Source organism: Flavobacterium limnosediminis JC2902, from assembly GCF_000498535.1.
GTDB lineage: Bacteria > Bacteroidota > Bacteroidia > Flavobacteriales > Flavobacteriaceae > Flavobacterium > Flavobacterium limnosediminis.
The window spans coordinates 364,380-390,753 of the sequence record NZ_AVGG01000007.1 but is presented as its reverse complement, the minus strand read 5'-3'; the positions used below and the strand labels follow the sequence as shown (position 1 = coordinate 390,753).

The 26,374-nt window shown below is 35.1% G+C and carries 22 protein-coding genes; 12 read left to right on the top strand and 10 right to left on the bottom strand.

Going from position 1 to position 26,374, the window contains the following annotated elements:
* Nucleotides 1-8: 8 nt before the first annotated feature.
* The 5 genes from FLJC2902T_RS09110 to FLJC2902T_RS09090 all read right to left on the bottom strand — a co-directional run bounded on the left by FLJC2902T_RS09110 (nt 9) and on the right by FLJC2902T_RS09090 (nt 6,260).
* A complete protein-coding gene (locus tag FLJC2902T_RS09110; RefSeq protein ID WP_023579501.1) occupies nt 9-1,697 on the bottom strand; it encodes a hypothetical protein in 1,689 nt (562 codons plus the stop codon).
* 131 nt (nt 1,698-1,828) lie between these two features.
* Nucleotides 1,829-2,020 carry a cold-shock protein gene (locus tag FLJC2902T_RS09105; protein WP_023571623.1) on the bottom strand — a complete coding sequence of 64 codons (192 nt, stop codon included), beginning with the start codon at nt 2,018-2,020 and terminating at the stop codon, nt 1,829-1,831.
* A gap of 339 nt (nt 2,021-2,359) precedes the next feature.
* A complete protein-coding gene (locus FLJC2902T_RS09100; RefSeq protein ID WP_023579500.1) occupies nt 2,360-4,888 on the bottom strand; it encodes a S8 family peptidase in 2,529 nt (842 codons plus the stop codon).
* 3 nt (nt 4,889-4,891) lie between these two features.
* Nucleotides 4,892-5,887, bottom strand: coding sequence for an AAA family ATPase (locus FLJC2902T_RS09095; RefSeq protein ID WP_023579499.1), 996 nt, complete (start codon nt 5,885-5,887; stop codon nt 4,892-4,894).
* 130 nt (nt 5,888-6,017) lie between these two features.
* Nucleotides 6,018-6,260, bottom strand: a complete 243-nt coding sequence (locus tag FLJC2902T_RS09090) for a helix-turn-helix domain-containing protein (RefSeq protein WP_162147682.1) — start codon at nt 6,258-6,260, stop codon at nt 6,018-6,020.
* Between the two features lie 629 nt (nt 6,261-6,889).
* Between FLJC2902T_RS09090 and FLJC2902T_RS09085 the strand changes: the two genes are divergently transcribed.
* The 3 genes from FLJC2902T_RS09085 to FLJC2902T_RS09075 are packed head-to-tail and all read left to right on the top strand — an operon-like array spanning nt 6,890 to nt 13,922.
* On the top strand, nt 6,890-9,832 hold the full coding sequence (locus tag FLJC2902T_RS09085) for a SusC/RagA family TonB-linked outer membrane protein (RefSeq protein WP_023579497.1): 2,943 nt from the start codon (nt 6,890-6,892) through the stop codon (nt 9,830-9,832).
* A 17-nt stretch (nt 9,833-9,849) separates the two neighbouring features.
* Complete coding sequence (locus FLJC2902T_RS09080) at nt 9,850-11,277, top strand: RagB/SusD family nutrient uptake outer membrane protein (protein ID WP_023579496.1); 1,428 nt, start codon at nt 9,850-9,852, stop codon at nt 11,275-11,277.
* 2 nt (nt 11,278-11,279) lie between these two features.
* Entirely contained in the window at nt 11,280-13,922 is a 2,643-nt protein-coding gene (locus FLJC2902T_RS09075) for an alpha/beta hydrolase family protein (RefSeq protein ID WP_081712548.1), read from the top strand.
* An 81-nt stretch (nt 13,923-14,003) separates the two neighbouring features.
* On the opposite strand, the gene FLJC2902T_RS09070 is transcribed toward FLJC2902T_RS09075, so the two are convergent.
* From FLJC2902T_RS09070 to FLJC2902T_RS09055, 5 genes are all read right to left on the bottom strand, one after another.
* Nucleotides 14,004-14,279, bottom strand: coding sequence for a DUF6520 family protein (locus tag FLJC2902T_RS09070; protein ID WP_035677982.1), 276 nt, complete (start codon nt 14,277-14,279; stop codon nt 14,004-14,006).
* Nucleotides 14,280-14,369: 90 nt separating this feature from the next.
* Nucleotides 14,370-15,449: a hypothetical protein gene (locus FLJC2902T_RS09065; protein WP_023579492.1), complete on the bottom strand. Its 1,080-nt coding sequence runs from the start codon at nt 15,447-15,449 to the stop codon at nt 14,370-14,372.
* The gene (locus tag FLJC2902T_RS16500) at nt 15,446-15,889 is read right to left on the bottom strand and encodes a MauE/DoxX family redox-associated membrane protein (protein WP_051364352.1); all 444 of its coding nucleotides are present in this window, start codon (nt 15,887-15,889) and stop codon (nt 15,446-15,448) included. Before FLJC2902T_RS16500 ends, FLJC2902T_RS09065 begins: the two co-directional genes overlap by 4 nt.
* A gap of 95 nt (nt 15,890-15,984) precedes the next feature.
* Nucleotides 15,985-16,896, bottom strand: coding sequence for a helix-turn-helix domain-containing protein (locus FLJC2902T_RS15830; RefSeq protein WP_051364349.1), 912 nt, complete (start codon nt 16,894-16,896; stop codon nt 15,985-15,987).
* Nucleotides 16,897-16,914: 18 nt separating this feature from the next.
* Entirely contained in the window at nt 16,915-17,298 is a 384-nt protein-coding gene (locus tag FLJC2902T_RS09055) for a DUF7793 family protein (RefSeq protein WP_035677979.1), read from the bottom strand.
* Between the two features lie 227 nt (nt 17,299-17,525).
* Here FLJC2902T_RS09055 and FLJC2902T_RS09050 point away from each other — a divergent pair, with 227 nt between their 5' ends.
* The 9 genes from FLJC2902T_RS09050 to FLJC2902T_RS09010 all read left to right on the top strand — a co-directional run bounded on the left by FLJC2902T_RS09050 (nt 17,526) and on the right by FLJC2902T_RS09010 (nt 26,374).
* Nucleotides 17,526-19,952, top strand: a complete 2,427-nt coding sequence (locus tag FLJC2902T_RS09050) for an aminotransferase class I/II-fold pyridoxal phosphate-dependent enzyme (protein WP_023579489.1) — start codon at nt 17,526-17,528, stop codon at nt 19,950-19,952.
* Between the two features lie 37 nt (nt 19,953-19,989).
* Entirely contained in the window at nt 19,990-20,829 is an 840-nt protein-coding gene (locus tag FLJC2902T_RS09045) for an RteC domain-containing protein (RefSeq protein ID WP_023579488.1), read from the top strand.
* Nucleotides 20,830-21,169: 340 nt separating this feature from the next.
* Entirely contained in the window at nt 21,170-21,448 is a 279-nt protein-coding gene (locus FLJC2902T_RS09040) for a helix-turn-helix domain-containing protein (protein WP_023579486.1), read from the top strand.
* A 293-nt stretch (nt 21,449-21,741) separates the two neighbouring features.
* Nucleotides 21,742-22,431 (top strand): transcriptional regulator, encoded by a 690-nt coding sequence (locus FLJC2902T_RS09035; RefSeq protein ID WP_234972664.1) that lies wholly within the window; start codon nt 21,742-21,744, stop codon nt 22,429-22,431.
* Nucleotides 22,415-23,071 carry a P-loop NTPase family protein gene (locus tag FLJC2902T_RS09030; RefSeq protein ID WP_023579485.1) on the top strand — a complete coding sequence of 219 codons (657 nt, stop codon included), beginning with the start codon at nt 22,415-22,417 and terminating at the stop codon, nt 23,069-23,071. Before FLJC2902T_RS09035 ends, FLJC2902T_RS09030 begins: the two co-directional genes overlap by 17 nt.
* A gap of 122 nt (nt 23,072-23,193) precedes the next feature.
* A complete protein-coding gene (locus FLJC2902T_RS09025; protein ID WP_051364347.1) occupies nt 23,194-23,565 on the top strand; it encodes a hypothetical protein in 372 nt (123 codons plus the stop codon).
* 196 nt (nt 23,566-23,761) lie between these two features.
* Nucleotides 23,762-24,637: a DUF3347 domain-containing protein gene (locus tag FLJC2902T_RS09020; protein WP_023579483.1), complete on the top strand. Its 876-nt coding sequence runs from the start codon at nt 23,762-23,764 to the stop codon at nt 24,635-24,637.
* Nucleotides 24,638-24,742: 105 nt separating this feature from the next.
* Entirely contained in the window at nt 24,743-24,994 is a 252-nt protein-coding gene (locus FLJC2902T_RS16430; RefSeq protein ID WP_023579482.1) for a heavy metal-binding domain-containing protein, read from the top strand.
* 90 nt (nt 24,995-25,084) lie between these two features.
* Nucleotides 25,085-26,374, top strand: coding sequence for an efflux RND transporter permease subunit (locus FLJC2902T_RS09010; protein WP_023579481.1), 1,290 nt, complete (start codon nt 25,085-25,087; stop codon nt 26,372-26,374).

Genomic DNA, 26,374 nt, shown 5'->3' with positions numbered 1-26,374 from the left:
AGAACTAATTAATTTTCAGGGAATATTGAATTGTTTAAAATTTCTTTATAGGATTTATGATCAAGGCTGCTGTTGTTTTTAAACTTAACCCTTTCTAAATAATCAGAAAACGAAATAAAAGAATCTACTGCTTTTTTACTTCTGTAATATTTAATGTAATCCTCAATTAATAAGTCGAGTTTTTTCAATTGGGTGGTTCTAAGTAATATATCGTTTATATGTATAATCGTTAATGGTTTTATTCTGTTTTTAAGGCTATTATCGATTTTTCTTAAATCATTTGACATGTATTCATTAAGGATAGCGTTAAATCCCAACGATGTTAGTGTGTTGTCAGTAGTAATTAAAATAGGGTAATAGATACATTTTTCAAGTTTTGTGTTAGTATCGAAAAATTTATATTGGCCATTGTCTGATGATTCAACGAAGTTAAGAAGTTGCTTTACGGCTTTGTTTTTAGTGCCGTTATGATAAAATTTGTTTTTTAAATCATTCTCTATTGCATCACAATTAGCTTCAATTTTTAATTTATTAGAAATTAGGGAGTTCTTACATTCAAATACGAAAATCTTGTTTCCATTTCTAACATAATAGTCTGGGAGTGCAATATTGTCCACTCCTTTTTTCCCAACTGACTTTATTTTTATTTCATCAAACTGAATATAACTTTTACCAAAAACAGCTTTTAATGTATTGACTAATAAGTGTTTTTCAATAAAATTGGTGCTATAGTCCTGATGAAACCCATTAACATAGGTATTATTACTAAATTCAAGGATGTCATGATAAATTCCGGAGAAAAATTTATCTAATAAAAAGGAAAAGTCAAGAATTAAATATTCGCCATTTGGCAGCTTAAAGAGAGGCCTTTTTCTAATTTCCGAAAATTCATTCCAGTTAGGTGTTTTTTCCTCATGATTTGAAAAATACGAAAGGAGTTTTAAATCTTTGCTGTTTTCATCAACATTAAATTTGTAATTATTAATAGCTAATTTATTAAGATGAAAAATCAAAGTAAAGAGCTCGTACCATTCCGAAGAGTCAAATTTTTTAAGATAGTCTTTTGTGAAATTTTCGTATTTGGATTGATTTTTAATCCACTTTTCAAACTGAACAAATTTTAAAGCTTCAACCCATATTTTTTTTCCTAGAGGTTCACGATTCATGATACCTTGATTAATACCAAGATACATATGAAATCGAATTTCATTGTGTTTAGTACCAAAAATTTGCTGCCATTTTTCAAAGAATATATTTTCTCTTTCGGCTATCTCATCATTTACACTTAAATATAATTTGAATAAATTTTCCTCGTCATACTCACTTTTACAATTATTGGTTCCCTTAGCCAAAAGCAATTCGATTACTCTAAGTGTTGCTGTTTGGTTTATTATTTTAATTGATTGTAAACCGGTAAAATCTCTTTTTTTCCTTTTATTTTCTGTTAGAAAATTGGTGTAATAATCAATAATTGCTTTTTTTATTTTTTCATCAGAACTTTTTAACCAATCATTACAAATAAAACGTAACTCACTTGTGTCTTTTTCATGAACTTTATATTCAAACTTATTTAATACAGTTAGAAACTCAAGAGCGGGTACAAGTTCAATTTTCTCAATTAGTTTATCCTTATTAATTGATTTTTTAAAAATGTCTTTATATCCTATTCTGGAAATTAGTTTTGTATCAGTTGTCATAATTATTTATCGGTCAGTTTGCAATTTATAGAGTCATTTTAGCTATTCAATTTGAGTTTAAATTCACAATCTATTTCTAAAAAAAAACTTGGCACAAAGCCAAGTCCTGTAACAATTGTTTTAAAAAAATATTATACTTGTCTCACATTAACAGCCATAAGCCCTTTACGTCCTTCTTCCAATTCAAATGATACACTATCATTCTCTTTAACTTGATCTACCAAACCAGATACATGCACGAAGTATTCTTTGTCTGATTCATCTTCTTTAATAAATCCAAATCCTTTAGTTTCGTTATAGAATTTGATGATTCCTTTATTCATAATAAAAATTTAGTTGATGTATAATATACGAATATAGCTATTTAAACTTTTACCTACAAAAAAAAAGACACCCCAAAAGCGCCTCTCATTTCCTTTTCCTATTCTTCCAACTCCCATTATACCCTCTATAATAATCCCTCCTATGCTCAACAAGCTTTCCTCTCAAGTAAAGCCCTAAAACCCAAACCACAACCAACCCTATTATTTCATACCATTCCATAAACCAAAAATACAGCAAGTAGGGTAGTGATGGTTATGGTAAAGGTAAATACTCCGTTTTTGACAACTTTTTTTCTAAATGTGATAACAAACATTAAAATTAGAGTAATCTAATCAATATTATATTTCTAATTCTTGCTCTGGTTCGATTTCTACTTGTGCTTGAGCCAACAATTCATATATGTTCATTTCTGCATCTAAAACTTCAAAAGAAACACAAAAAGCATAATTAGTTTCATTTTCTATGTTTTTATCCCATCCAAAATGACCAATAATTGCAAGACTGAATTCCTCAGCAAATTGTTGAGGTTCAATTATTGCCCAACTTTTTTGAACTGTTGAATTATTTCTATTAATGCCATTGTTTGACCATTTGGGATTCTCTCTCAATATCCATTTTATCGCATCGGTACCTTGATCGATCTCTCCTGGTGTCCCATCTTCTTCTAAATAATCTAATGTGCGATTTCTAAAACTATTAAAACTTTCATTATATTTTGAAGATTGCCACTCTAGCCAATTAGATAAATAAGAATGAGAACCTTTTCTAGTCAATCTGGTTTTAGCAGTGAAAGCAAGTGTTACCTCTACTAAAATTCTAAATTCTTTTCCTTCACCTTTTATTTCATTAGGAACTTTTATGTGATACATGTCTGCTTTTCGTGGACCTACTTTTCCATTTTGAATGAATGTTATTCTTGATTGGGAATTGTTTAGAGCACGATTAGTATCAGGTATACCATAGCCATAATATCTAAAATCATTCTGGGTTGGATTATAAAAACAATGTTCAGGTAATCTCGCGCTTTGAATAATTAAAGCTCTGTACATTTGTGCAGACTCCATAGGATGTTCTGTTTGTAAACGAGAAGCTATATAGCTAACTTTCGGTGTACTGAATGAGGTCCCATAAGAATCTTTACCAACTGCGTTTGCCCCATGATAGGTAGAGTTAACTAATTCAGGAGAAGTCACTTCATGACTAATCATTTCTACTGAATTTTTATTTTTAACTAAGTCACCACCAAATTCAACAACATCAGGTTTAATACAACCCCACATTCCTAGACCTGTTCTTGAAAAAGGAGAAATGTAATCTCTTCCAGCTATCGATTTGTAATCATCATCTTCGAAATTTTCTTTTGCAATTGAACCAACTGTAATTGAAAAATAACTAACTCCGGGGTTTGCTAATTTTGATTCATCTTCATTGAGATATGAAGGATAATTTTTCCCAGATGACAAATGTTCTTTTATTCCTTTGTTAAATGGATGGTTAGAACTAGTATAAAGATTTCCAGCTGCAACAATAAATAGAATATCGTTTTCATGAATAAGTTTATCTAAAGAGGCTGCAAGTGCAGGCATATGTGTTCCTTGATAGGATATATCTTCAGAAACAGATAAATTAAATATTCTTGTTTCTGAATAATCAGAAACAATTTGTGCCATTAAGGATGGCTCAAACTTATTTGTCGCAATTTGATTATTTTTGTCAAGTATTCGGGCATTTTGAATAATACTCTCAAGTTTAACTTCTCCAGTTTTAGGTATATTTACCGGATATAGAACAGCTCCAGCTACCTTAGTACCATGGCCACTTTGTTTTACATAATCCGCAACAGAGGCTTCGCCATTTACATATGAACGAGAACTTTTATGATCAATTGATAATTCAATTAATCTATGATTTTCCTGAATACCACTATCAATAACACATACTCGTGAGGCATTGCCATCTGGCGCAACTATTTGTATGTCGTATTCATCAGGAAGTGAATTACTTTTACTAACAATATTAAAACTTGGTTCTAGTTTTACTTCATATACATATTGATATGTCTGAACAATATCCTTTAGCCCATTACCACATATAGAAATTTTAAAATGTATGGCATCAGTCTCATTATCCCAAATGTCATGTAGCTCACCGCTATATGTGTTTACATATTCTTCAATTTCATTTTCTCGTACAATTTGCTTATTGTCCCTTTCAATTCTTAAATTTGTTTCATAAGCTTTAAATTCAGCCACTTTTTCTTGAAACTTTACTTCAGAATCAAAATTATCTCTAATAGGGTATTCTTTTTTATTTGGGATATAACAAGAAACTCCTAACTGGACAGTATAAACTACGTCAGGTTCGATGTCAGCCCAAATTAAATTAATTTCACCTTGAAGTAATTGATTTATGCGCCAACTATCATCTGAAATTAGTTCCCAAATTTGTGCTGCTTTATCTTTTCTTTGACCAGTTTCATTGATAAAAGATTCTACATTTTCAATAAAAGATTCTAGATTATCTGTTGATGCACCTATAATATAGCCATTATTTTCTTCTGATATAAGTTCAATTCCCCAAAGTTTGAAATTATCTATATCAAAAACTTCTGTATCAATCTTTAGAAAAATAGGAATGTCATTCTCATTGGGTATTTTGATTCCCTCATTTTTTTTAGATTCTTTTAAATTGACCCAGTTTTTAATTAGCCCCTTTGCAGAATCTTTTAAATATTGTCCATGAACTTGCCTGTTTTTTTTGTTAGCATCTGTAATAGCAACAGCTTCAGGATTTCGTGCTCCTCCTATTTTAGGTTTGGGTCTGCCTTCTATTTTAAAGGGTAATTTGAGATGAGGAAAATCTGCCATAAATTATTTTTGATAAAGCATGTTTTCACTTAATGCTTTTTCTAAATGTTTTTGTTGAAGTGTTTTTTCATTTGCTATTACAGCAATTTTAGCAGCATCATTTGCTATTTTTACAACAATAGCGGAATTAAATCCAATCATTTTATCGACTACTGTATCCCAATTTATATCATTTGATTTTTCTATTGATACAAGGGTTTTTTTTGTTAATCTTAGAATTTCATCTTTTGTTGGCTTAGGCATTTCAATAATATCATCAAATCTCCTAAAAAGAGCTTCATCAAGAGCATTTTCTATATTGGTTGTTGCTATTAATATGCCTTCTGAATTGTACTCTTCTAAAAGTGTTAATAGGATGTTTACTACCCTGTGCATTTCACCTACGTCTTGCGAGTTTGCTCTAGTTTTACCAACCATATCAAACTCGTCAAAAAGTAAAACACAGGGGTAATTTTTGATTCCATCAAATAAATTAGAAAGGTTAGTAGCTGTTTCTCCAAGAAAAGAAGAAATAATGACATCAAAACGAACTTTTAAAAATGGTAAACCAAGATTCCAAGCAATCCTCTCAGCACTCATACTTTTTCCACAACCGGGTGCGCCATAGATTAGTATTTTTTGTCTGTATTTTAGACCGTGATTAGCTAATCTCTCCTTTGCAGCAAACTCCTTTTCAATTCGTCTTATTTTGTCTTCTGTTTCAAAAGGTAATACCATTTCATGACGAAGTTCATCTCGATCTATAGGTATTGCCAAAGGTAAATTATTACGTTTGTCTTTTGGAATAGTAATACCACTTGGTAATATTCTCCTAAGTTCGCCATGAAAACTTTGGGTAGATTCAATATTTTTTTCTAAAATAAATTTAAGTTTTCCAGCAAGTTTAGTATGCCCTTTTTTCATTTCATCATCAATGATAAGAGATGCTACTTTTACTACATCATCATCCTTATCTCCTTCTATGGAGCGGAATAATCTTAACATTAAATCCTGATTCATTTCTCTTTTAATTTATTAATAATAACAGCTTCCAAAGGTATAAATATAGCTCAAAATATGTTTATAAAAATGTAAATTATAATATTTAAGTGGATTATATTAGACGTAAGGAGATATATCTTAGGAATTTTTATTCTTTTTCCAAATTGAATTCAAAATCGAATAATTCTTTTGGCTGAATATCTAATCCTTTGGCGATAGAAATTATTGTTCCTAGTGATGCCCCATGGTCACCATTTAAAACTCTATAAACTTGCTTTGGTTCAATTTTCCCAATAGACGCTACTGTCATCACATCTTTTTGATGTTTGATAAGAAGTTTTTGTAGGTTTTCACCAAACTTTATGTAGTATTCTTTTCTAATTTCTTTCACAGTGTGAATGTGCATTGAAATTCAAAAAAAAAATTGTCAAATTTGACAATTGTAAAATAAATTCGTACATTTGGATTTTAGTAGAAATTTAAAATGATTTAAATATTTATTATTTTTGCGATTCTTCAAGTAAATTATTGAAGCATTCGCTTTGAATCTCGCGTCGAAAAACTGGTAATTTTAAGCAACGAGATGATAAGTAAGATGCTCACGTCTATAGGCGTGGGCTCACTTATTGTTGCACGGTATACCAGTACCTTCGGCGCAGTAAGCTGAGTTCCACGCTTTTTTATGCGCTACACTTTTCTTTTTTCAAAGCAAAACTTCTTTTTCACAGGCTCGCAAAATCAAAATAAAACCGGCTGGGTTTTCCTTGCCTTTATATGCCACTATGGCTTAGCTGCATTAAGCAAATAGTGGCATTGTTTTACAATGTCAAACTAAATAGTTGTGCCTATGGTGTAAATTCTCTTAAAAATAAAAACCTCCTGTCCCAGTGTTGGCGCATCAGGCAGAAGGTTTGCGCTAATAAAACTTTCGTTTAACTTAACTAATCCAATAATATGAAAATTTTTTCATTCAAGGGGTATAGGCAGTCCGTTTTTTGCTCTTTTTTTTGCATTACGGCCATGAACCTCTTATCGTCTGTTGCTTGGGGGCAACAGGCTATAACCGTCCAGGGTAAAATTTATGATAATTTGTCCTCTTTACCAGGTGTCAGTGTAACCGTCAAAGGGACAACGGTCCAAACAATCTCTAATTATGATGGCAGTTACACCATCAAAACCACAACAAAAGATACATTGGTATTTTCTATGATGGGATATGCCAAAAGGGAAATTGCGATTTTAGGTCGCAATACTATAAATGTATCTATGTCAGAGGAGGCAACTTCGTTACAGGAAGTCAAAATCAATGCGGGATACTATTCCGTAAAAGAAAAAGAACGCACGGGCAGTATCGCAAGAATAACTTCGAAGGATATCGAAAAACAACCCGTAACCAATGTACTGGCTACCATGCAGGGGCAAATGGCTGGCGTCTCGGTAACGCAAAGTACCGGCGTTTCCGGGGGTGGTTTCGATATTCAAATACGAGGGCAAAACAGCCTTCGGGCAAATGGTAATGCACCATTGTATGTTATCGATGGCGTTCCGTATTCTTCCGAAGCAATTGGTGGTGGTATCACGGCAACGGTCATGCCCGCACTCACAAGCCCGTTAAACAATTTAAACCCTAGCGATATAGAAAGTCTCGAAGTCCTTAAAGATGCCGATGCTACTGCTATTTATGGCTCTCGTGGCGCAAATGGGGTGGTGCTTATCACAACCAAAAAGGGAAAGAAAGGTAAAACAACGTTCTCAACAAGCATAAATAGTGGTTTGGGTAAAGTAACCCGATTCATGGACATGATGAAAACCCCGCAGTATTTACAAATGCGTGCCGAAGCCTATGTGAATGACGGTATCACTCCATACCCATCTGATGCTTATGACATCAACGGTACATGGGATCAAAACCGATATACCGATTGGCAAAAAACACTCTTGGGCGGCACAAACGAAATTACAAACATCCAAGCAGCGCTATCCGGAGGCACTGCTCAAACACAGTTTTTAGTAAGCGGAAATTTCGGTAAGGAAACAACAGTTTTTCCAGGCGAATTCGGTTATAAAAAAGGAAACTTGCATACGAACTTAAATCATGAGTCCGACAACAAAAAGTTCAGGATAAATTTCACCGCCGGCTATACAATACAGGACAACAATCAGCCATCTACAGATTTAACACCCGAAGCGTGGTCAATCGCACCCAATGCTCCGGCATTGTATGACGAAAACGGAAACCTGAATTGGGAAAACGGCACCTTTAACAATCCGCTTCGCAATCTCGAAGGGAAGTCGTTGGCCAATACGAAAGACTTAGTGGCCAATATGCTGTTATCCTACAAACTCTTGCAAAATTTGGAACTCAAATCAAGCTTCGGATATACTGATTTGTATCATACCGAAAGCAGTACCTTTCCTTCAACCATCTACAATCCGGCTTATGGTTTGGGTAGTGAGTATTCAGTCCTTTTCGCAAACAACACTTCCCGTAATTCTTGGATTATAGAACCGCAACTTCATTGGAACAAAGAGTTTGGGAAGGCGAGAGTAGAAGCATTAATAGGAACCACTTTCCAACAGCAAAACAACGTACAGTTAGTGCAGCAGGCAAGTGGTTTTATGAGCAATAGCCTTATTTATAATCTGGCAGCAGCATCAAATATTTCAGTGTTTACCGATGAAGCTACGGTTTACAAATACCAAGCCTTTTTCGGTCGCGTAAACTTAAATTGGGACAAACGCTACATCATAAACATTACAGGGCGTCGCGATGGTTCAAGCCGTTTCGGGCCCGGTAAGCAATTCGCTAATTTCGGGGCCATTGGTGCGGCTTGGATTTTTTCAAACGAAGCGTTTATTAACGAAAACCTAAGCTTTTTAAGTTTCGGAAAACTACGCGCCAGTTATGGTACAACCGGTAACGATCAAATAGGGAATTACCAGTTTTTAAATACCTACAGTACTTCGGGTAACAATTATCAGGGTACAATCGGTTTACACCCAACACGCTTATACAACCCCGATTTCGGTTGGGAAATGAACAAAAAGTTCGAAGTAGCACTCGAAACAGGGTTTTTAAACGACCGTATCACACTTACTTCCGCTTGGTACAACAACCGTTCCTCAAACCAATTGGTAGGTATTCCGCTTCCGGGCACAACAGGGTTTCCTTCCATTCAGGCAAATCTCGACGCTGCGGTCGTAAACAAGGGATGGGAATTCACATTGCGAACGGTTAATTTTCAGAAAGAGAATTTCAGTTGGACAACTAGCCTGAATTTTACAACAACTAAAAATAAATTACTGTCTTTCCCCGGCTTGGAAACCTCAACCTATGCCAATCAGTTGGTAATCGGTCAGCCTTTAAACATCAAAAAGGTCTACCATTTTACAGGAGTAGATCCGCAAACGGGTATCTATCAGTTTGAAGATGTAAATAACGATGGGATAATTACGGCCACCGAAGACAAGAAAACAGTAAAAGACCTTAACCCTGAATTTTACGGAGGTTTACAAAATCAACTCAAATACAAGCAGTGGCAACTGGATTTCCTTTTTCAATTTGTAAAGCAGGAAAATTACAATACGGCAGCCACATTGGCTTTGCCGGGTACAATGTCCAATCAGTCAACCATAGTTGGTAATCATTGGCAAAATCCGGGAGATTCCGCTCCATACCAGCAATACAGTTCAGGAGCAAACGGTGCAGCTGTAGATGCCTTTTACAAATACATCAGCAGCGATGCCGTAATTACAGATGCTTCTTTCATTCGTCTCAAAAACATTGCCTTGTCTTATGAAGTGCCAAAGAAATGGATGAAAAATGTTCAGTGTAAAGTTTCGTTGCAGGGGCAAAACGTGTTAACGTTTACATCCTACAAAGGGGGCGATCCTGAGTTTACCGCTTTAGGCTTCTTACCGCCACTGCGTATTATCACTTCAGGAATTCAAGTGTCATTTTAACTTTAAAACTATAAATCATGAACCATCATAATATAAGTTGCAATAAAACTTCTTTCAGATACAATCTGATAAAGCAAGGCAAACGTTTAGTGTCTATCACTTTATTGGGACTATTGGTAGCCTGCGATAATTTTGTTGAGGTAGATTTACCAACATCACAATTAACATCACCCACAGTATTCGAGAACTATACCACGGCAACTGCTGCCATGGTAGATATTTACGCTCAAATAAGAAATAACGGAGTACTGGCAGGAACCGTTACCGGAGTTTCCAATCAAATGGGAAATTACACCGATGAACTCACTTTTTACGGTAGCAGTTTTATGGGAACTATTAATTTTTATAACAATACTTTAATCCCTTCCAATGCCGATATTGCAACGTTGTGGAATAACAGTTACAGCCAAATCTATGCGACGAATGCGGTTATAGAAGGTGCTACCAATTCCACTGGCTTATCAGTAGCAGAGAAAAATCAACTATTGGGAGAAGCTTATTTTACAAGAGCATTAGTACATTTCTATCTGCTCAATCTTTTTGGGGATATTCCTTATATCACTACTACGGATTATAGGGTAAACAGTATTGTGTCTCGTATGTCTTCAACACAGGTTTATGCCAATATTAAATCAGATTTGTTGCTGTCGTCTTCAATGTTGTCGGACGATTATATTACGCCGGAAAGGGTAAGACCAAACAAAGCAACCGTAAAAGCACTATTGGCCAGAGTTTATCTTTATACGGGTGATTGGAACGCAGCAGTAAACGAAGCTTCAGATATAATAAACAACACAGGTTTATACGTTTGGGATACCAATCTGGATAACATTTTCCTGAAAGAAAGCACCACTACCATCTGGCAACTCATACCCCAATCAGCTGGCAGAAATACCGAAGAGGGTAGTACATTTATTTTCAACCAAGGTCCACCTCCGGTTGTGTCACTAAACGATAATTTTATAGCGGCTTTCGAAGTGGGGGACGAGCGTAAAAACCATTGGACAAAGGCAGTAACCGATGGTGTAAATACGTGGTACCATGCGTATAAATACAAACAGTTCACAAACACTGGAACATCACAGGAATACTCCATTATATTTCGTTTGGCTGAGCAGTACCTAATACGTGCCGAAGCCTTAGCACAATTAGGTGACCTTTCAGGTGCAAAGACAGATTTGAATAAAATCAGGAATACAGCTGGTTTGCCCGATACGGCTGCTCTAACCCAACAAGATATTTTAACGGCTATTATTCAGGAAAGAAGAGTAGAGTTTTTTACCGAACTAGGACATCGTTTTTTCGATTTGAAAAGAACTAACAATCTCGATGCAGCGTTGTCAGGAGTCAAAACAGGGTGGAACACTACCGATAGATTGCTACCGTTACCGGAATCCGAATTACTCATGAATCCGAATCTCAATCCTCAAAATCCCGGTTATTAATCATGAGAACAATACAATGTCCCTTTTCATTTTTTTTGTTTTTGTTAGTAGTTGCCTGCCCTGTAATGGGGCAGGTAAAACAAAAGAGACACCTTACGTCTCAGGAGTATCACTTGTGGAGTGAGTTACAGCCCGATAAAATTTCATCTAATGGCAATTGGGTAAGCTACGCGCTACGCTACGAGTCGGGAGAAGATACCTTATTTGTAAAAAAACGTAACGGAAAAACCGTGTCATTTCCTAAAGGGAAAAACGGCAACTTTAGTAATGACAGTTGGTTTGTCTGTCAGCAGCCTAATAATACACTAAACATCTTAAATCTTAAAACAGCACTACAGCAAACCATTTCAGAGGTAACAGATTATAAAATTGCAGCTAACGGTAATTATTTGATAGTACTTAAAACCGGAGTAAACAACAAGCTTAGTTTAGTGGCACAGGATTGGAAAGGTCAGGAACTCAAAAGTATTGAGAACGTCAAAGCATGGTATCCAAATCCGCAAAATTCAGCAATAGCTTATGTTACGGATAGCGGCAAACAGCATACGGTTGAGGTACTACAAATAGAAAAAAGGATACAAACTCACACTGTAGTTGTAGATACTAGTGCTGGCTTTCACAATTTTGCATGGCAAAGTAACGGTGAAGCCTTTTGTTTTTTGCACCATCCTTTGGAGGGGTTACAGGAACAAAACAACAAAGGAAAGCTGTTCACCTTCAGAAGTAAGGATAAAAGAACATTTGTATTTGATCCTAAAGCACAGCAGGATTTTCCGGAAGAGTCTACTATTTCAGACAGCGATTATAATCCATTATCACTATCAGAAGATGGGGAACGGATATTTTTTGGCGTAAAAAAAGTGCAGATTACAAAAAATACTGCCCAAACAGCCGTGCAGGTTTGGAATACCGAAGACAAGTCAATATATCCTTTAAAAAAACAAATAAGCGGATGGGATAAAGTAGAAAAATTAACTGTTTGGTATCCAAAAAGCAATCGTTTTTTTCAGATAGCAGATAACGCTTTACCTCAGGTGGCGCTCAATGGAAATCAAACCTATGCTATTGTCTCAAATCAAGAAACCTATGAACCACAGGAAAAAAGAGAGGCCGACCGCGATTTTTATGGACTGGATTTGCAAACAGGAACAAAAAAGTTGTTGTTGAAAAAATACTCAGGTGCTAATCAAATGATACTAATGTCACCAAAAGGGAAGTACATCACTTATTTTAAAGAGTCTGACTGGTTTATATACGACATTAAAAAGGATAAGCATACCAATATCACTCAAAATAGGATAGCAGAATTGTCAAAACCCGATTTCGAAATGAGTACAGATTGGGTGCCTTATGGTAATCCCGGTTTCACTACCGATGAAAAATCACTTTTACTGTATGATAAATACGATATATGGGAGGTGTCAGTAGACGGAAGTTTTTGTACTCGTTTAACCAGAGGAAAAGAAAAAGAAATTACATTCAGAATTTCAATGCAATCAGCAATTCAAAAACCAGATGTGAAATACCAGGGAAATTCAACTGGGTTATTTGATAGCAAGGGAATACTGCTTTTGGAAGCCACAGGAAAAGATCATGTAGCTTCGGGGTATTATTATTGGCAACGCTCACAGGGTGAAAAACCAATAGTCTACAAAGAAATGAGAATCAGTCGGCTTCAATTAGCTGATAATAAACAAGACCTAATGTATGTTGAGGAAAATTTTGATGTTCCGCCACGTTTGGTAATAAGCAGTATAAAGAACCAAAAACAGCAGGATATAGTCAACAGTAACCCACAGCAGCAAAACTATTTTTGGGGTAAATCAATTCAAATAAAATATACAAATGCTTCGGGTGTTCAGTTAACAGGAGTGCTTTTTTATCCGGCTAATTACAGTCCGGATAAAAAATATCCAATGGTGGTACACATATATCAAAAACAGTCAAGGGAATTGCATAAATATGTGAATCCGTCTTTACATAATAATGAAGGCTGGAACCATACAAATTTTACCACCAAGGGATATTTTGTGCTTTATCCGGATATTGTTTATGAATTAGGTAATACAGGGGCTTCGGCTACAGATTGTACAACTGCTGCTACACAGGCTGTAATTGATATGGGGGTTATTTCTCAGGACAAAATCGGATTAATCGGGCATTCCTTTGGCGGGTTTGAAACAAATTTCATAATAACCCAAACCGATATGTTTGCTGCTGCGGTTTCAGGAGCAGGACTGTCCGATTTTGTAAGTGCTTATCTTGGGGTATCCTGGAATTACTCAAAACCGGATTTTTGGAGATTTGAATACCATCAGTTCCGTATGGGAAAATCCTTATTTGAAGACACTGAAGGATATTTGCGAAATTCACCGGTACTTCAAGCTGCAAATGTTAATACACCACTTTTAACTTGGACTGGTGAAATGGATTTACAAATTAACGCAAAACAGAGTTATGAGTTTTATTTGGCACTTCGCCGGTTAAAAAAGAAAAGCATCATGTTAGTTTATCCCGGTGAAGAACACGCGCTGAGTGAAAGCACTAATACAGAAGACTTAACCAATAAGATAGAGTCTTGGTTCGATTATTATTTAAAAGGAAAAGAATCCTCTTCTTGGATGATTCCGAATTATTACGACTAAATCCGTAGGGTATAAAGTAAAAAACAATGCAGTCATAGTAAAGACTGCATTGCATTTTTTACAACCATATTTTTTTAAAAATTATGGTTTGTACAGCGGGATTACACAATTACCATTGGTATCCTTGGCCCAAAGACGTGGTGTGGCAACACCACCGCCAACGCGACAAAATGAAGTTCCACTTGTTTCACACATATCAGCAGCCTGACAAGGATTACTTTGTGAAATGAAATGGTACCCTTGTACTAAAGCCACTGTTTTAGATTTGGTATTCATGGCATTAGTACTAAATGCGCCTGTTACAGCAACCGCAATGGTGGCCATCGGCAAAATCATTTTTAAAAAATTGCTTTTCATGATAATAAAAATTAAAAGTGATGATTTACTCTTTTCTACAGGTTTTCAATCTTACCCCTGATACTGGCCGGTATATTTTAAACAGTTGTTTTATTTTTTAATTGGTTTAAAACCATATAATAGATATTTATTCAGTTCATAAGAAACAAGTTCGGTATCAATCAGGGCAAACAATCGATTACCATAGACCACAAAGCTTTTCATTTTTTTACCGTTACTGTCATATACATAAAAGCTTGATAGGTAAGTGTTATTTGAGGTGTTGTAAACATCGATAATGCTGGCATGTTTCCATATTTCTAGTGATTCATATTTTCCCAACAAAGCTGAATTTACAAAAAGTAAACCGCTGGATGTGTTACTTGTTTTATTCACCACAAGGGGTGGTGCGGCAAAAGTTCTCTCTCGTCGGTTCTTGATGTACGCTATTTTTAACTGTGCTTTGCTAATGGTATCTATCGTTTTTCCTCTATGCTTGAGTTTAAGATTAGAATCGGCTACAATAAATTGGTTTCGGTAACGGTATAGATAAACGATTTGTTTCATTTTTGAATCATAGTTCAAAACACCATCGGTATCAAAAACACCGTCAATTTGTTTTTGTAGTAAGTCAGTTCCGTAAACAATACTTTTGGTATCAGTAAGGTCGAATTTTCCAATTATGTTTTCACCAACACTGCTCTGTCCTCTAAATACGATATTGGTAGAATCCATAATTTCAGCTTGAGAGAAATTAGTTGTTCCTTTATACTTAAGGAATGCCTTCCAGTTTTTCGTTTTTCCTTTGTAAATACAAGGAACTGTACCATCCAGAACATAAAAGTAAGGGGGAGTTACTTTAACCTGTACCGAACGAAAGGGCAGGGTAGTATCATTAAGAGTAATGGTATGATATTCTCTCGTTTTTAAAAGTGTATCAAGAACCATTATCTGTAGCGGTGCAGTGGAATTTCCTAAATAAATTTTACCATCACCAACGCCTGCAAAATAGTAAGAGTTATATTTTATATCGGTTTGATATGAGGGTGTTGCCAACATTTTTGGAAAACGGCGCACAAATGTATTGTGGTGATGCATAATACCTTCAGATAATACAAAAAGCAAGGTTACAATTCCCGTTGCTAAAAACAGGCAGAGTAATAAGACTGTGTATATTTTTCTCCATTTCATAATAATTCGGTTTTAGGATTTTGCTTTGTAATAATCAAAACAGCTGTAGCTGCCAGTACAACAAAAGCAAGGTTAAAAACTAAATGTTCCGTCCAACCCATCTTTTCAAGTATCCCACCGCAGGAACAGGGTACAAACGAGCTGAAATTCAAAATGATTACGATATAAACCGTGAACATAACCATCAAGGTAAAGGAGGCAATAAGACCTAATAATCTGGATTTTGGAACAACCAAAAGAGACACAATTATTAATTCAAGGACAGGAACACCCCAAGCCACCCAGCCTGCAAAGGCACTAAGTAATGGTGATTGCCCTATCTGAACTTGAAAGTTTTCAAAATCAAGAAGTTTACTCACAGCAGCATATACAAACAAAAGAATGTATAGCAAACAGACAATCTCAACAAAAATCTTCTTTAATGGGTCATTCAGTTTCATAGCATTAACTGGTTTAGTTTAATGATGTAAAATTCTGAAATACAATTAATAAAGACTTTTCAATTCGGGACAACAACTTATCCAAAAGGGAGAAATTACAGGTTGTCGTTGTCTCTCTTTAAATCGTTGGGTGAGTAACCGTACTTTTTCTTAAAAGCCTTCGAGAAATTAGGATAGGTATTAAAACCATTCATATAAGCAATGCTCTTTAGTGGCATGTTGGTTTGCTCAATAAGTAAGTGAACTCTTTTTAGTCGTTCGTCATTATAAAACTGATAGATACTTGTATTAAAGAAGTACTTAAAGGCTTCTTTTAGCTTATGTTCATTGGTTCCAAAAATCTTGGAAAGCTCTTTTAGGGAGGGAAGCGGGTTTTCTAAATTCGATAAAATATAATCATATACCTGTTGCATTAATCGGGCATCGTCCCGTCTCGTTTTAGGTTGTCTGAAAGCGGAATTTACATCCTCAGAGTTGTTATCACCCTCCGTTGAATCAGCAAGAATGGAATGAATAATAAAACGGTTTTTATTGGATATTTTCGATATGCTGCTAAACAATGATACGACTTCCTTTTGGTCGGAAGTAAGATAGCTCAAGGAAAGAGTAGAAACCTTTTCATTAAGTAAGATGGTTGGCAATAATCTGTCAAAATTATGAGAAGAGCTGTCCGTTAAAATTTTTACAAATTTCAGTCCTTCAAGTAAAGTTGTATCGTAATTTAAAACGAGATAAGTTTCCGGTATTGTACTGTGAATAATAAAGTTTTCATCAACAATGAAACTCAAAGTGGTAGGGCTTTGTTGCAAATGATGCGTATTGATATAGCCTTTGGGAAACAGCGTTTCTTGCATTTCCTCGGCTACCATATTGATAAGAACTGCTAAGGATTCCAGCTCATCATCTTCCTCAGTTCGCACTATCCGCTGACTAAAATTACCACTGGCCATTTCAAGTAACATTTGCCGGATACTGTGCATTCGTTTCTGATTGATTTCCCTATGCATACACGCTTTAAAATTTAATTATAAATAAGATTTCAGGAAAGCTAACGCTTGTTCTTCATCAGTGAAAAATAAAGTGGGAATAGTGGGTTTGTTTATCCTTAGATAAAAATCTCCCATAGTTTCAGAAACTTGCGGATTACCAAGAATGGCAACAGCTTTAGTAAGTACCGAACCAAATTGAGCCAGGTAATCCCTACCGGCTTTGTCCGAATCTTTTACACCTCTGATATCACATAAAACAGGATAAGTTGTTTTGTTTTGAAATTGGATTCGGTCAGACACGACTTTTCGGGCGACAGTTAAGGAAATAACGGTCTCCGGCTTATATTCAAAATAGAGAATGCCGTGCGCTATGCAAAATCGTGCATGCGCATTTTCGTAACAATCATGAGCTGCATTCATGATGTATTAAATAAAATGATACAATGCTGCAAAAATAAAAATAATACTGAATTAAAAAACCTACAAAACAAACTAATTGTCCCTAAAATCAATTAGTGTTTGTCAATTCGGGAATATGAGTTGTCAAAATAGGAGTAAGCACAATTCGCTGTAAAACACACCAAAATTTATCTACAATTTTGGCGCCTTATTAACTCAAACGTAACCCACTACTAATCAAAACAGAAATGGCTAAAATTAAACACAACAACTTTATCGACACCGTAAATAGTGTCATTTCGGGAGCAAAAAATGAAGGAGTACTTCATTTGTATGCCGAAGATTCCTTTTTTAACGGTAGAACATTGCAAATACAAGGAAAGCAAATGTATCATTTCGGAACTACCGGTTACCTCGGTTTAGAGCAGGATGAAAGAATTAAGCAGGCGGCAATAAACGCTATTCGAAAATTCGGTACCCAGTTCCCGCTTTCCAAAACATACATTTCAAATCCATTGTATGCCGAATTGGAAGCTAAAATTGAAAGGATGTATGGTATAACGCCTGTAATTACTAAAAACAGTACACTAGGACATTTGGCGGTTATCCCAACAGTAGTTCGTGACGAAGATGCTGTTATCTTAGACCATCAGGTACATTGGAGTGTACAAAACGCTTGTCAACAACTCAAACTAAGAGGGATTCCCGTAGAAATGGTTCGTCATAACAACCTTAATATGTTAGAAGACAAAATAAAAGAGCTAAGCAACAGAAACGGAAAAATATGGTATATGGCCGATGGTGTATATTCAATGTTTGGCGATTTTGCACCAATCCCTGAATTGATAATGCTTACACAAAAATACACTCAGCTACATTTATATTTTGATGATGTTCACGGCATGAGTTGGAAAGGGAAAAATGGGACAGGCTATGTTTTTGACTCATTTAATCAATTACCAAACAATGTTTTAATTGTTTCAACTTTAAGTAAAACATTCGGAGCAAGCGGAGCAATGTTAATTTGCTCAGATGGAAAGTTAAGAGAGAAAATCAAAAACTTTGGAGGACCACTAACATTTTCCGCACAATTGGAACCCGCTTCACTAGCCGCAGCTTCTAGCTCTGCCGATATTCATTTATCACCCGAAATCACAGTATTGCAAGATGAATTAACAGAAAGAATAACATACTTCAATTCATTATTAGAAGAATCAAATGTGCCGCTAATCGTGAAGAATGATTCCCCTGTTTTCTTTATAGGAACGGGCATGCCGGCCACAGCTTATAATCTTACTCAAAAGCTTTTCAAAGAAGGCTTTTTTGTGAATCCGGGATTGTATCCAGCCGTTCCGGTTAAGAACACTGGTATTCGCATAACGATATCACGACACAATCAGAAAGAAGATATTAAAGCTCTTGCAGATGCATTGCAATTTCATTTTCCAAAAGCTTTGGAAGAAACCGATAATAGTCTGGAAAAAATCCAAAGAAGTTTTCGACTTGAAAAATCATATCCTAAACTCAAAAAGGAAAGTACCAATTCCGGTTTGTTGAAATTTCAGTTTGAAACATCAATTCACAACATAGATAAATATTTTTGGAATAGTTCACTGGGAGGCCAAAGTGTTTTCGATTGGGAAGGAATCTGTTATTTAGAAGAAACTTTCAAGAACAATCCGAATCCACAGGACAACTGGGACTTTTATTACTGCATTATAAAAGATACCGATAGTACACCAATCCTCGTTACTTTCTTTACTTGCGCACTATGGAAGGATGATATGTTGTTACCGGAATCCGTTTCAAAACAGTTGGAGGAAAAACGAAAATCAAATCCGATGTACCATACTTCAAAAGTACTGAGCATGGGATCGTTATTTACTGAAGGAAAGCATTATTACTGTAATAGTCAGCATCATTTAAAAAGTGAAGCAATCAAATTATTGCTTTCAAAAGTTGATGAGTTATACCATGATATAAATGCGGATATGCTGGTATTTAGGGATTTTGAAACGAATAATAATTGGAATGGTGTGCTACACAATCAAGGCTTTGTAAAAGTAGATATGCCGGAAGCTTGCACAGTAACCAACAACACTTGGTCAACGATTGAAGATTTTACTAAGAAGCTGTCACCTCGTTCCAGAAAACATTTTAATAAAGAAGTTCATCCTTTTGAATCCTGCTTTGATATTCAGGTTAAAAGTAGTCTGTCAGATTTAGAATTAGAAAAAGCATACAAGCTATATACGAACGTAAAAGAGAATAATTTTGCTATAAATACTTTCACTTATCCATTAAGTGTATTCAGGAAAATGAGCGAATATGCTTCATGGGAATATATAATACTATACTTAAAAGGAAAGGAATCCATAGAACCTGAAATGGTGGGTGTGGTATTCGGGTATAAAAATTTAAACAGAACTTACGTTCCAACGCTAATTGGTATGAATTACAACTATGTTCAGGAATTGAATTTGTACCGTCAGTTATTGTTTCAGATTATTAAGAGAGCCAATATTTTAGGCATTTCAAAAATAGATTTTGGCTTTTCGGCCACATTCGAAAAACGAAAACTGGGAGCAGAAATAACACCTAAAATTGCCTACATACAAGCCAAAGACAATTACTCATTCGAGGCATTAAACAGTTTACAAAACGAAATAAAGTAACAAACCAACAATGCTCACTATTAGCCAAACACAACAAATGAAAACTATTACAGCACAAATTACAGATTTCAACCAAAAGTGCAATGCCATTTTAGAAACAAACGAAAACCATTTAAAGAAAGCAAACGAAGGTATTCAGTTATGTAATAGAACACTTTCGGTTTTAAAAGATAAAGTAGAACAACATGATTTTGAAAACGTACCGGACGAAATCGAGTTCTTCAAAAATCATAAACCCATTCCAATGAGTTATCTCATTTATTTTACGGAAGTTAGGTCTTGTGAGCTGCGCATGCCCAAAGCAGGTACGTCATATAAGATTGAATTTCTTCAAAAGGAGTTAAAAAAAGTCAATAAATTTTTCTGTAAAAATGCTGATTTTGTGCATTATATGGAACAGGGCTACAGTTACCTGGATCATCAGTTTTTCACAAGGAATCAAAGAGATAATTTCCCATTTACCCCAATGACCGACTACTACCAGTTTCCTGAATTTTCCACTGCTCAGGATATGCTTTGGTCTAAAGTAAAAGCGATGTATCGGTTCATCCACTACATCAGGGAAGCACTGAAAAAGCTAAAAGTGAACGACGCGGAGATTTTTCAAGAAAAAAGGCATAAGGTCTTGGTTTGGACTGCTCCAAAAACGGCCTTGATTGAGCTTATTTATGCTCTTTATTCAAGTGGAGCGTTGAATCATGGCGCAGCAGATATTAATACCATTACCTCATCTTTCGAAGATTTTTTCAATGTGAAGCTTGACAACGTGTACAAAACCTATAACGAGATAAAAGAAAGAAAAAGTAGTAAAACCAAATTCCTTGAAGAATTAATGCTCAATTTGCAACATAAAATCAGTAAAGAAGAAAGTGTTTGAGGTTTCGTAGGTAATCGTAACTACGAAGTCTAACGTCTTTTAATTGTTGGTTATGAATTGATTACGATTTTTAAAATCCGAAAACTGAATCCGAATTGGTAAAAGAATACCAATTCGGATTTTTTGTTGGTCGGTAAAAGCAATACGATTAAAAAAGTTTGATTTCAATTGTCTTGTAAACAGGCATTTTTTAGCGTTTTGATGTTAAATTTTCTCGTAACTACGATAAGCATTGGGAAAAGAAAAGAATAAAATACAACAATTTTGCCCTGTTCGAACAAAACAAAACAAGTAACAAGAAATGACGTCATTCAAAATCGTTTAACATTTAAAAAGCAATATGGCAGCAACAATTATTACAACCGAAGATTTAAGAGAATTCAAGAAAGAACTATTGGAGGATATTAAAAAGTTATTGGATGTCAAGTCCACATCCGCTTCAAAACAATGGTTAAAATCAAGCGAGGTTAGAAAACTACTCGGTATTTCCTCCGGCACACTCCAAAATTATAGAATCAACGGAAGCCTTTCGTATACCAAAATCGGCGGGACTTTATTTTATTCGCACGATGATATCGAAAAGATACTTTCACAGAATAAAACGAATTCAACTAACTAGCTAATAGCCCAATGTTAGGGCATATATGGCATGACAAAATCACAAGCTAAAAACTTAGCAACTCAGAACCTTAGTAACTCAGCAACTCAAAAATTATGAATTACATAAAACACCTCACAGCTTATTTCGATAGGGTGGTAGACGACCATTCCCTAAACCCAACCCACATCAGCCTATACATTGCACTCTTTCAGTTCTGGAACCTTAACCGGTTTCAGAACCCCATAAGCATCACTCGCGATGAGGTCATGCGAATCAGCAAGATATGTTCAAAAGCCACCTATCATAAATGCATGCGAGAACTACATGATAAAGGCTATGTTATTTACGAGCCCTCCTATAATCCATTTAAAGGAAGTATGCTTCAAATGGTCAATTTATCTCATGAACTTAAACCAATAAAGCGAAGCGATAAAACCAATTCAAAAAGTAAACAAGTTATTGAACAGGAAGTAAACAAGCAGCAAACAAGTAGTGAAACAGCTACTGAACAAGCGCTGGTATCTTCTATAAACAATATAAACAGTACAAACAATACAAACATTTTAAACTTGGCCAAAAGCAAAAATGACTTAAAAAAAGACGAGTTCAAAAATCAGTCAGGTGATATTAATTGTCATCCTGAGCATGCCTGTACTGAGCCAAGTCGAAGTGTCGAAGGACCAAAAAAAAAGTTGCGCGAAAAAAAAGGTGAAACAACAGAGAACACAATCCCACCACAATGGCAAAGTGTAGTACAGTTTTTCAGCGAATGCAATGTTTCCGAAATCGAAGCGCAGAAGTACTACAACCATTTTCAAAGCAATGGCTGGCTGGTAAGTGGAAAGTCAAAAATGAAAAACTGGAAAGCCGCTGCGAGAAATTGGATGCTGAACAGCCAAAAATTTAACTCAAAAACCAATCGTCATCCTGAGCTTGTCGAAGGACCTAAACCAAATCATCTTCACACAGTAATTCAGAAAAATTATGCAGAACCACTATAGTTTTACCAGCACGTTCGTTGTAAAAAATAATTTTAGAACGTACAATTTAGAACAATGTTTTAGATACCTTGAGCAGCAAGGGAAACAAACCTATGGACAAAGCTTCAAAATATACGAAGAGGATAAACCGGTTATTTGTAAGTTGCTTATATATGCAATCCAAGATACCGAAAATGCTTTGAAGTTAGGTTTAGATCTTAACAAAGGAATCATACTATCGGGTCCCGTTGGTTGTGGAAAAACATCAATCATACACCTGATAAAACCGTTCGTACCATCCAAGTATGACTACAAAATAAAATCGACTAGGGAAGTTTCCTTTGAATTTGCAAAACGAGGTTATGAGGCTTTAAATTTATATACTCAAAAAGCGACTAATCAAAACCGTTTGACAGGTTATTGTTTTGACGATTTAGGAGCTGAACAGCAAATCAAGCACTTCGGTAACGATTGCAATGTAATGGCAGAAATACTCATAAGTCGTTATGAACAGTTTGTCGAGAATAATACAGTAACGCATATAACTACAAATCTCTCTGCCTCAGAAATTGAAAATCTTTACGGAAACCGGCTTAGAAGTCGTTTAAGAAGTATGGTAAACCTAATAACTTTTGACAGAAATTCAAAAGACAAACGTTGAAAGTACTGTTGAATTATTCATAATAGTGATTATAGGTAGAATAAAGAAGAATGAGTTTTTTTGCAATTATTTAATACAAATTGGTTTAAATTTCATAAATTTGATTTTGTTATTTAGTGCAAATGAAAAAGTTTCATATAGTTTTAATCTTTGTGTTGGGCATTTTTTTTATGCCTAGTGAGGTTTTTGCGTGCAGTAAGGACAATCCAAAAACAGAAAAATCTTGTTGCGATAAAAAGAAAACAGATACTAAATCTGAAAAAAAATCTTGCTGCGATAAAAAAAATAATTCTGAAAAAGGATGTGGTGGTAAATGTGGTAATTCAAATTGTACATCTACCTCCACAGTACATTTTAGTGTAGTTACTTTCAACGACATTGAAATCAAAAACCGTCTTTATGTTATAAGTGATAAAAAACAAAACTTTTTTCACAACGAGGCCAATATTTCTTCTGGCTTTTATTCTTTATGGCTTATCCCTAAAATAAGCTAAATTTCTTTTTTGATAGCCACAAGTGCGTCAATTCTATAGCAGCATTGCTATTCCAAATTCATTTACAGTTTTTTTTTTTGTTCTAAAACAATCTTTTATCGTTTGTTTTGACTTAATCAAGCTGTATTCTCTAATTAAATCAATTTTTAAATTGAAACATTGTTTGCTAAAGCACTGTTTCTAAAATCATAATTCAATGAACAAATCATTTATAAAAGCAATGGTGATATTGACACTATTGCTATCAGCGGTTGTGTCTAATGCTCAAATTAGCAACGCCAAAACAGAAACCGTTAAGGTATATGGAAACTGTGGTATGTGTGAGGCAACTATCGAAAAAGCAGGTAGTTTGAAAAAAGTAGCAGAAGTAGATTGGGATCAGGATACGAAAATAGCCACATTTACTTATGATGTCAAAAAAATATCACAAGATGAAATACTAAAAAAAATAGCATTAGCAGGATACGATAGTGATAAATTCCTTGCACCTGATGATGTTTACAATAACCTTCATGGGTGTTGTCAATATGATAGGGTTGCTAAAGTTGCTGTAAATGAAACAACTACTGCTATGGCATCCAATGAAGACCATTCATCTCACGGTAATCATAATGAAGCATCAGTATCTGAAAATCAGAAAGAAAATCATTTAAAAATAGTTTTTGATAATTACTTTATTGTTAAGGACGCTTTGGTTAAGTCTGATGGTAATGCAACGGCTATAGCTTCCAAAGAATTATTGGCTGCAATTAACGGTGTAAAAATGGATAAGCTGGAAATGGATGTGCATATGGTATGGATGAAAGTTGTAAACCAATTGAGAGAAGATGCGGAACATATTGCAGACACTAAGGATGTAAAACACCAACGGGAACACTTTATGACTTTATCAAAAGACATTTATACTTTAATCAAAGTTTCTAAAAATGAAACTCCGGTGTACTATCAGTTTTGTCCAATGGCAAATGATGGTAAAGGGGCAAATTGGTTAAGTAAAGAGAATGCAGTCAAAAATCCATACTATGGTTCAATGATGTTAAGTTGTGGTAAAACTGTTGAAACAATTAATTAGTTTTAAAACTGTAACGTTTTAATTTATAATTAATTATACAATTAATTGTACATGATTATTCGTACTTTTAATAATAAAAGTAATACATAATCTAAATCTAATAATATGAAAAAAATAATCTTTTCTGCCGTTCTAATGGCATTCGTAATGACTTCTTGTAACCAAAAAAACAAAGAAGCTGAAACTAATAATTCAGAAATGATGAGCCATGACTCCACCATGGTGGATCATAATTCTAAAACTATGGAAAGCGATTCAAAAATGTATGCCTGTCCAATGCATCCGGAAGTTACTGGAAATAAAGGGGACAAATGCACAAAATGCGGTATGGAATTGACTGAAGAAGTCACAAAATAGCTCGTAAATTAATACCATTAGTTAGATAAGAATGTCCTGCAAATCTTCTGGAATTTTGTAGAACTTCCTGACTAATAAATAATAAACAGTATGGTCGAAAAATTGATTTCATTCTCCTTAAAAAACCGTTTTATAGTGCTGCTTGTTGCAGCTGGACTATTTGGTTGGGGAGTTTACAGTGTGCAACAGAATCCTATTGATGCCATCCCTGATTTATCAGAAAACCAGGTTATTGTTTTTACGGAATGGATGGGAAGAAGTCCGCAGGTAATAGAAGCACAAGTGACCTATCCTTTGGTTTCCAACCTTCAGGGGATACCAAAAGTTAAAAACATACGTGGTGCCTCCATGTTTGGGATGAGCTTTGTATATATCATTTTTGAAGATAATGTAGATACCTATTGGGCAAGAACCCGAGTATTGGAAAGACTAAATTATGCACAACGTCTACTTCCACAAGACGTTGTTCCAACATTGGGTCCTGATGGTACAGGAGTTGGCCATATTTTTTGGTATCATTTAGACGCCAAGGGTATGGACTTGGGAGAACAAAGAGCTTTACAAGACTGGTATGTGAAATTTGCATTGCAAACAGTTCCTGGTGTAGCGGAAGTAGCTTCTTTTGGTGGATTCGAAAAACAATACCAATTGGTTTTAGATCCGCTCAAAATGCAATATTATAATGTCAGCATGATGGAAGTTATGAATGCCGTAAAATCAAATAACAATGATGTTGGAGGGCGAAAATTTGAAATGAGCAATATGTCGTATATCGTAAGAGGTTTGGGATATATCAAGAATATCAAAGATGTAGAGAATATTGCCATAAAAAATTACAATGCTGTTCCTGTGCGGGTAAAAGATATTGGTTCAATACAAATGGGAGGTGATTTACGATTGGGAATTTTTGATGAAAACGGAAAAGGAGAAGTTGTTGGTGGAATTGTAGTAATGCGTTACGGAGAAAATGCCGACAAAGTAATAAAAGCGGTAAAAGAAAAAATGAAAGAGGTCGAAAAAGGGTTACCGGAAGGGGTCTCTTTTAAAACTTCGTATGATAGGAGTGAACTGATAGAAAAAGCCATTGCATCAGTCAAAGGAACGCTAATTGAAGAAATGATAGCAGTATCACTTGTTATACTCATTTTTCTTTTCCATTGGAGAAGTGCCTTAATTATCCTTATTCAGCTTCCTATATCTGTAGCCGTTGGCTTTATTTTACTTGAGGCTTTCGGCATCTCTTCCAATATTATGTCATTAACGGGTATTGCGCTGGCTATCGGAGTGGTTGTCGACGATGGTATTGTAATGGTGGAAAATTCATATCGAAATATTTCGGAGAAACAGGAAGAAATGGCTAACAATAAAGAATCCGTTTAA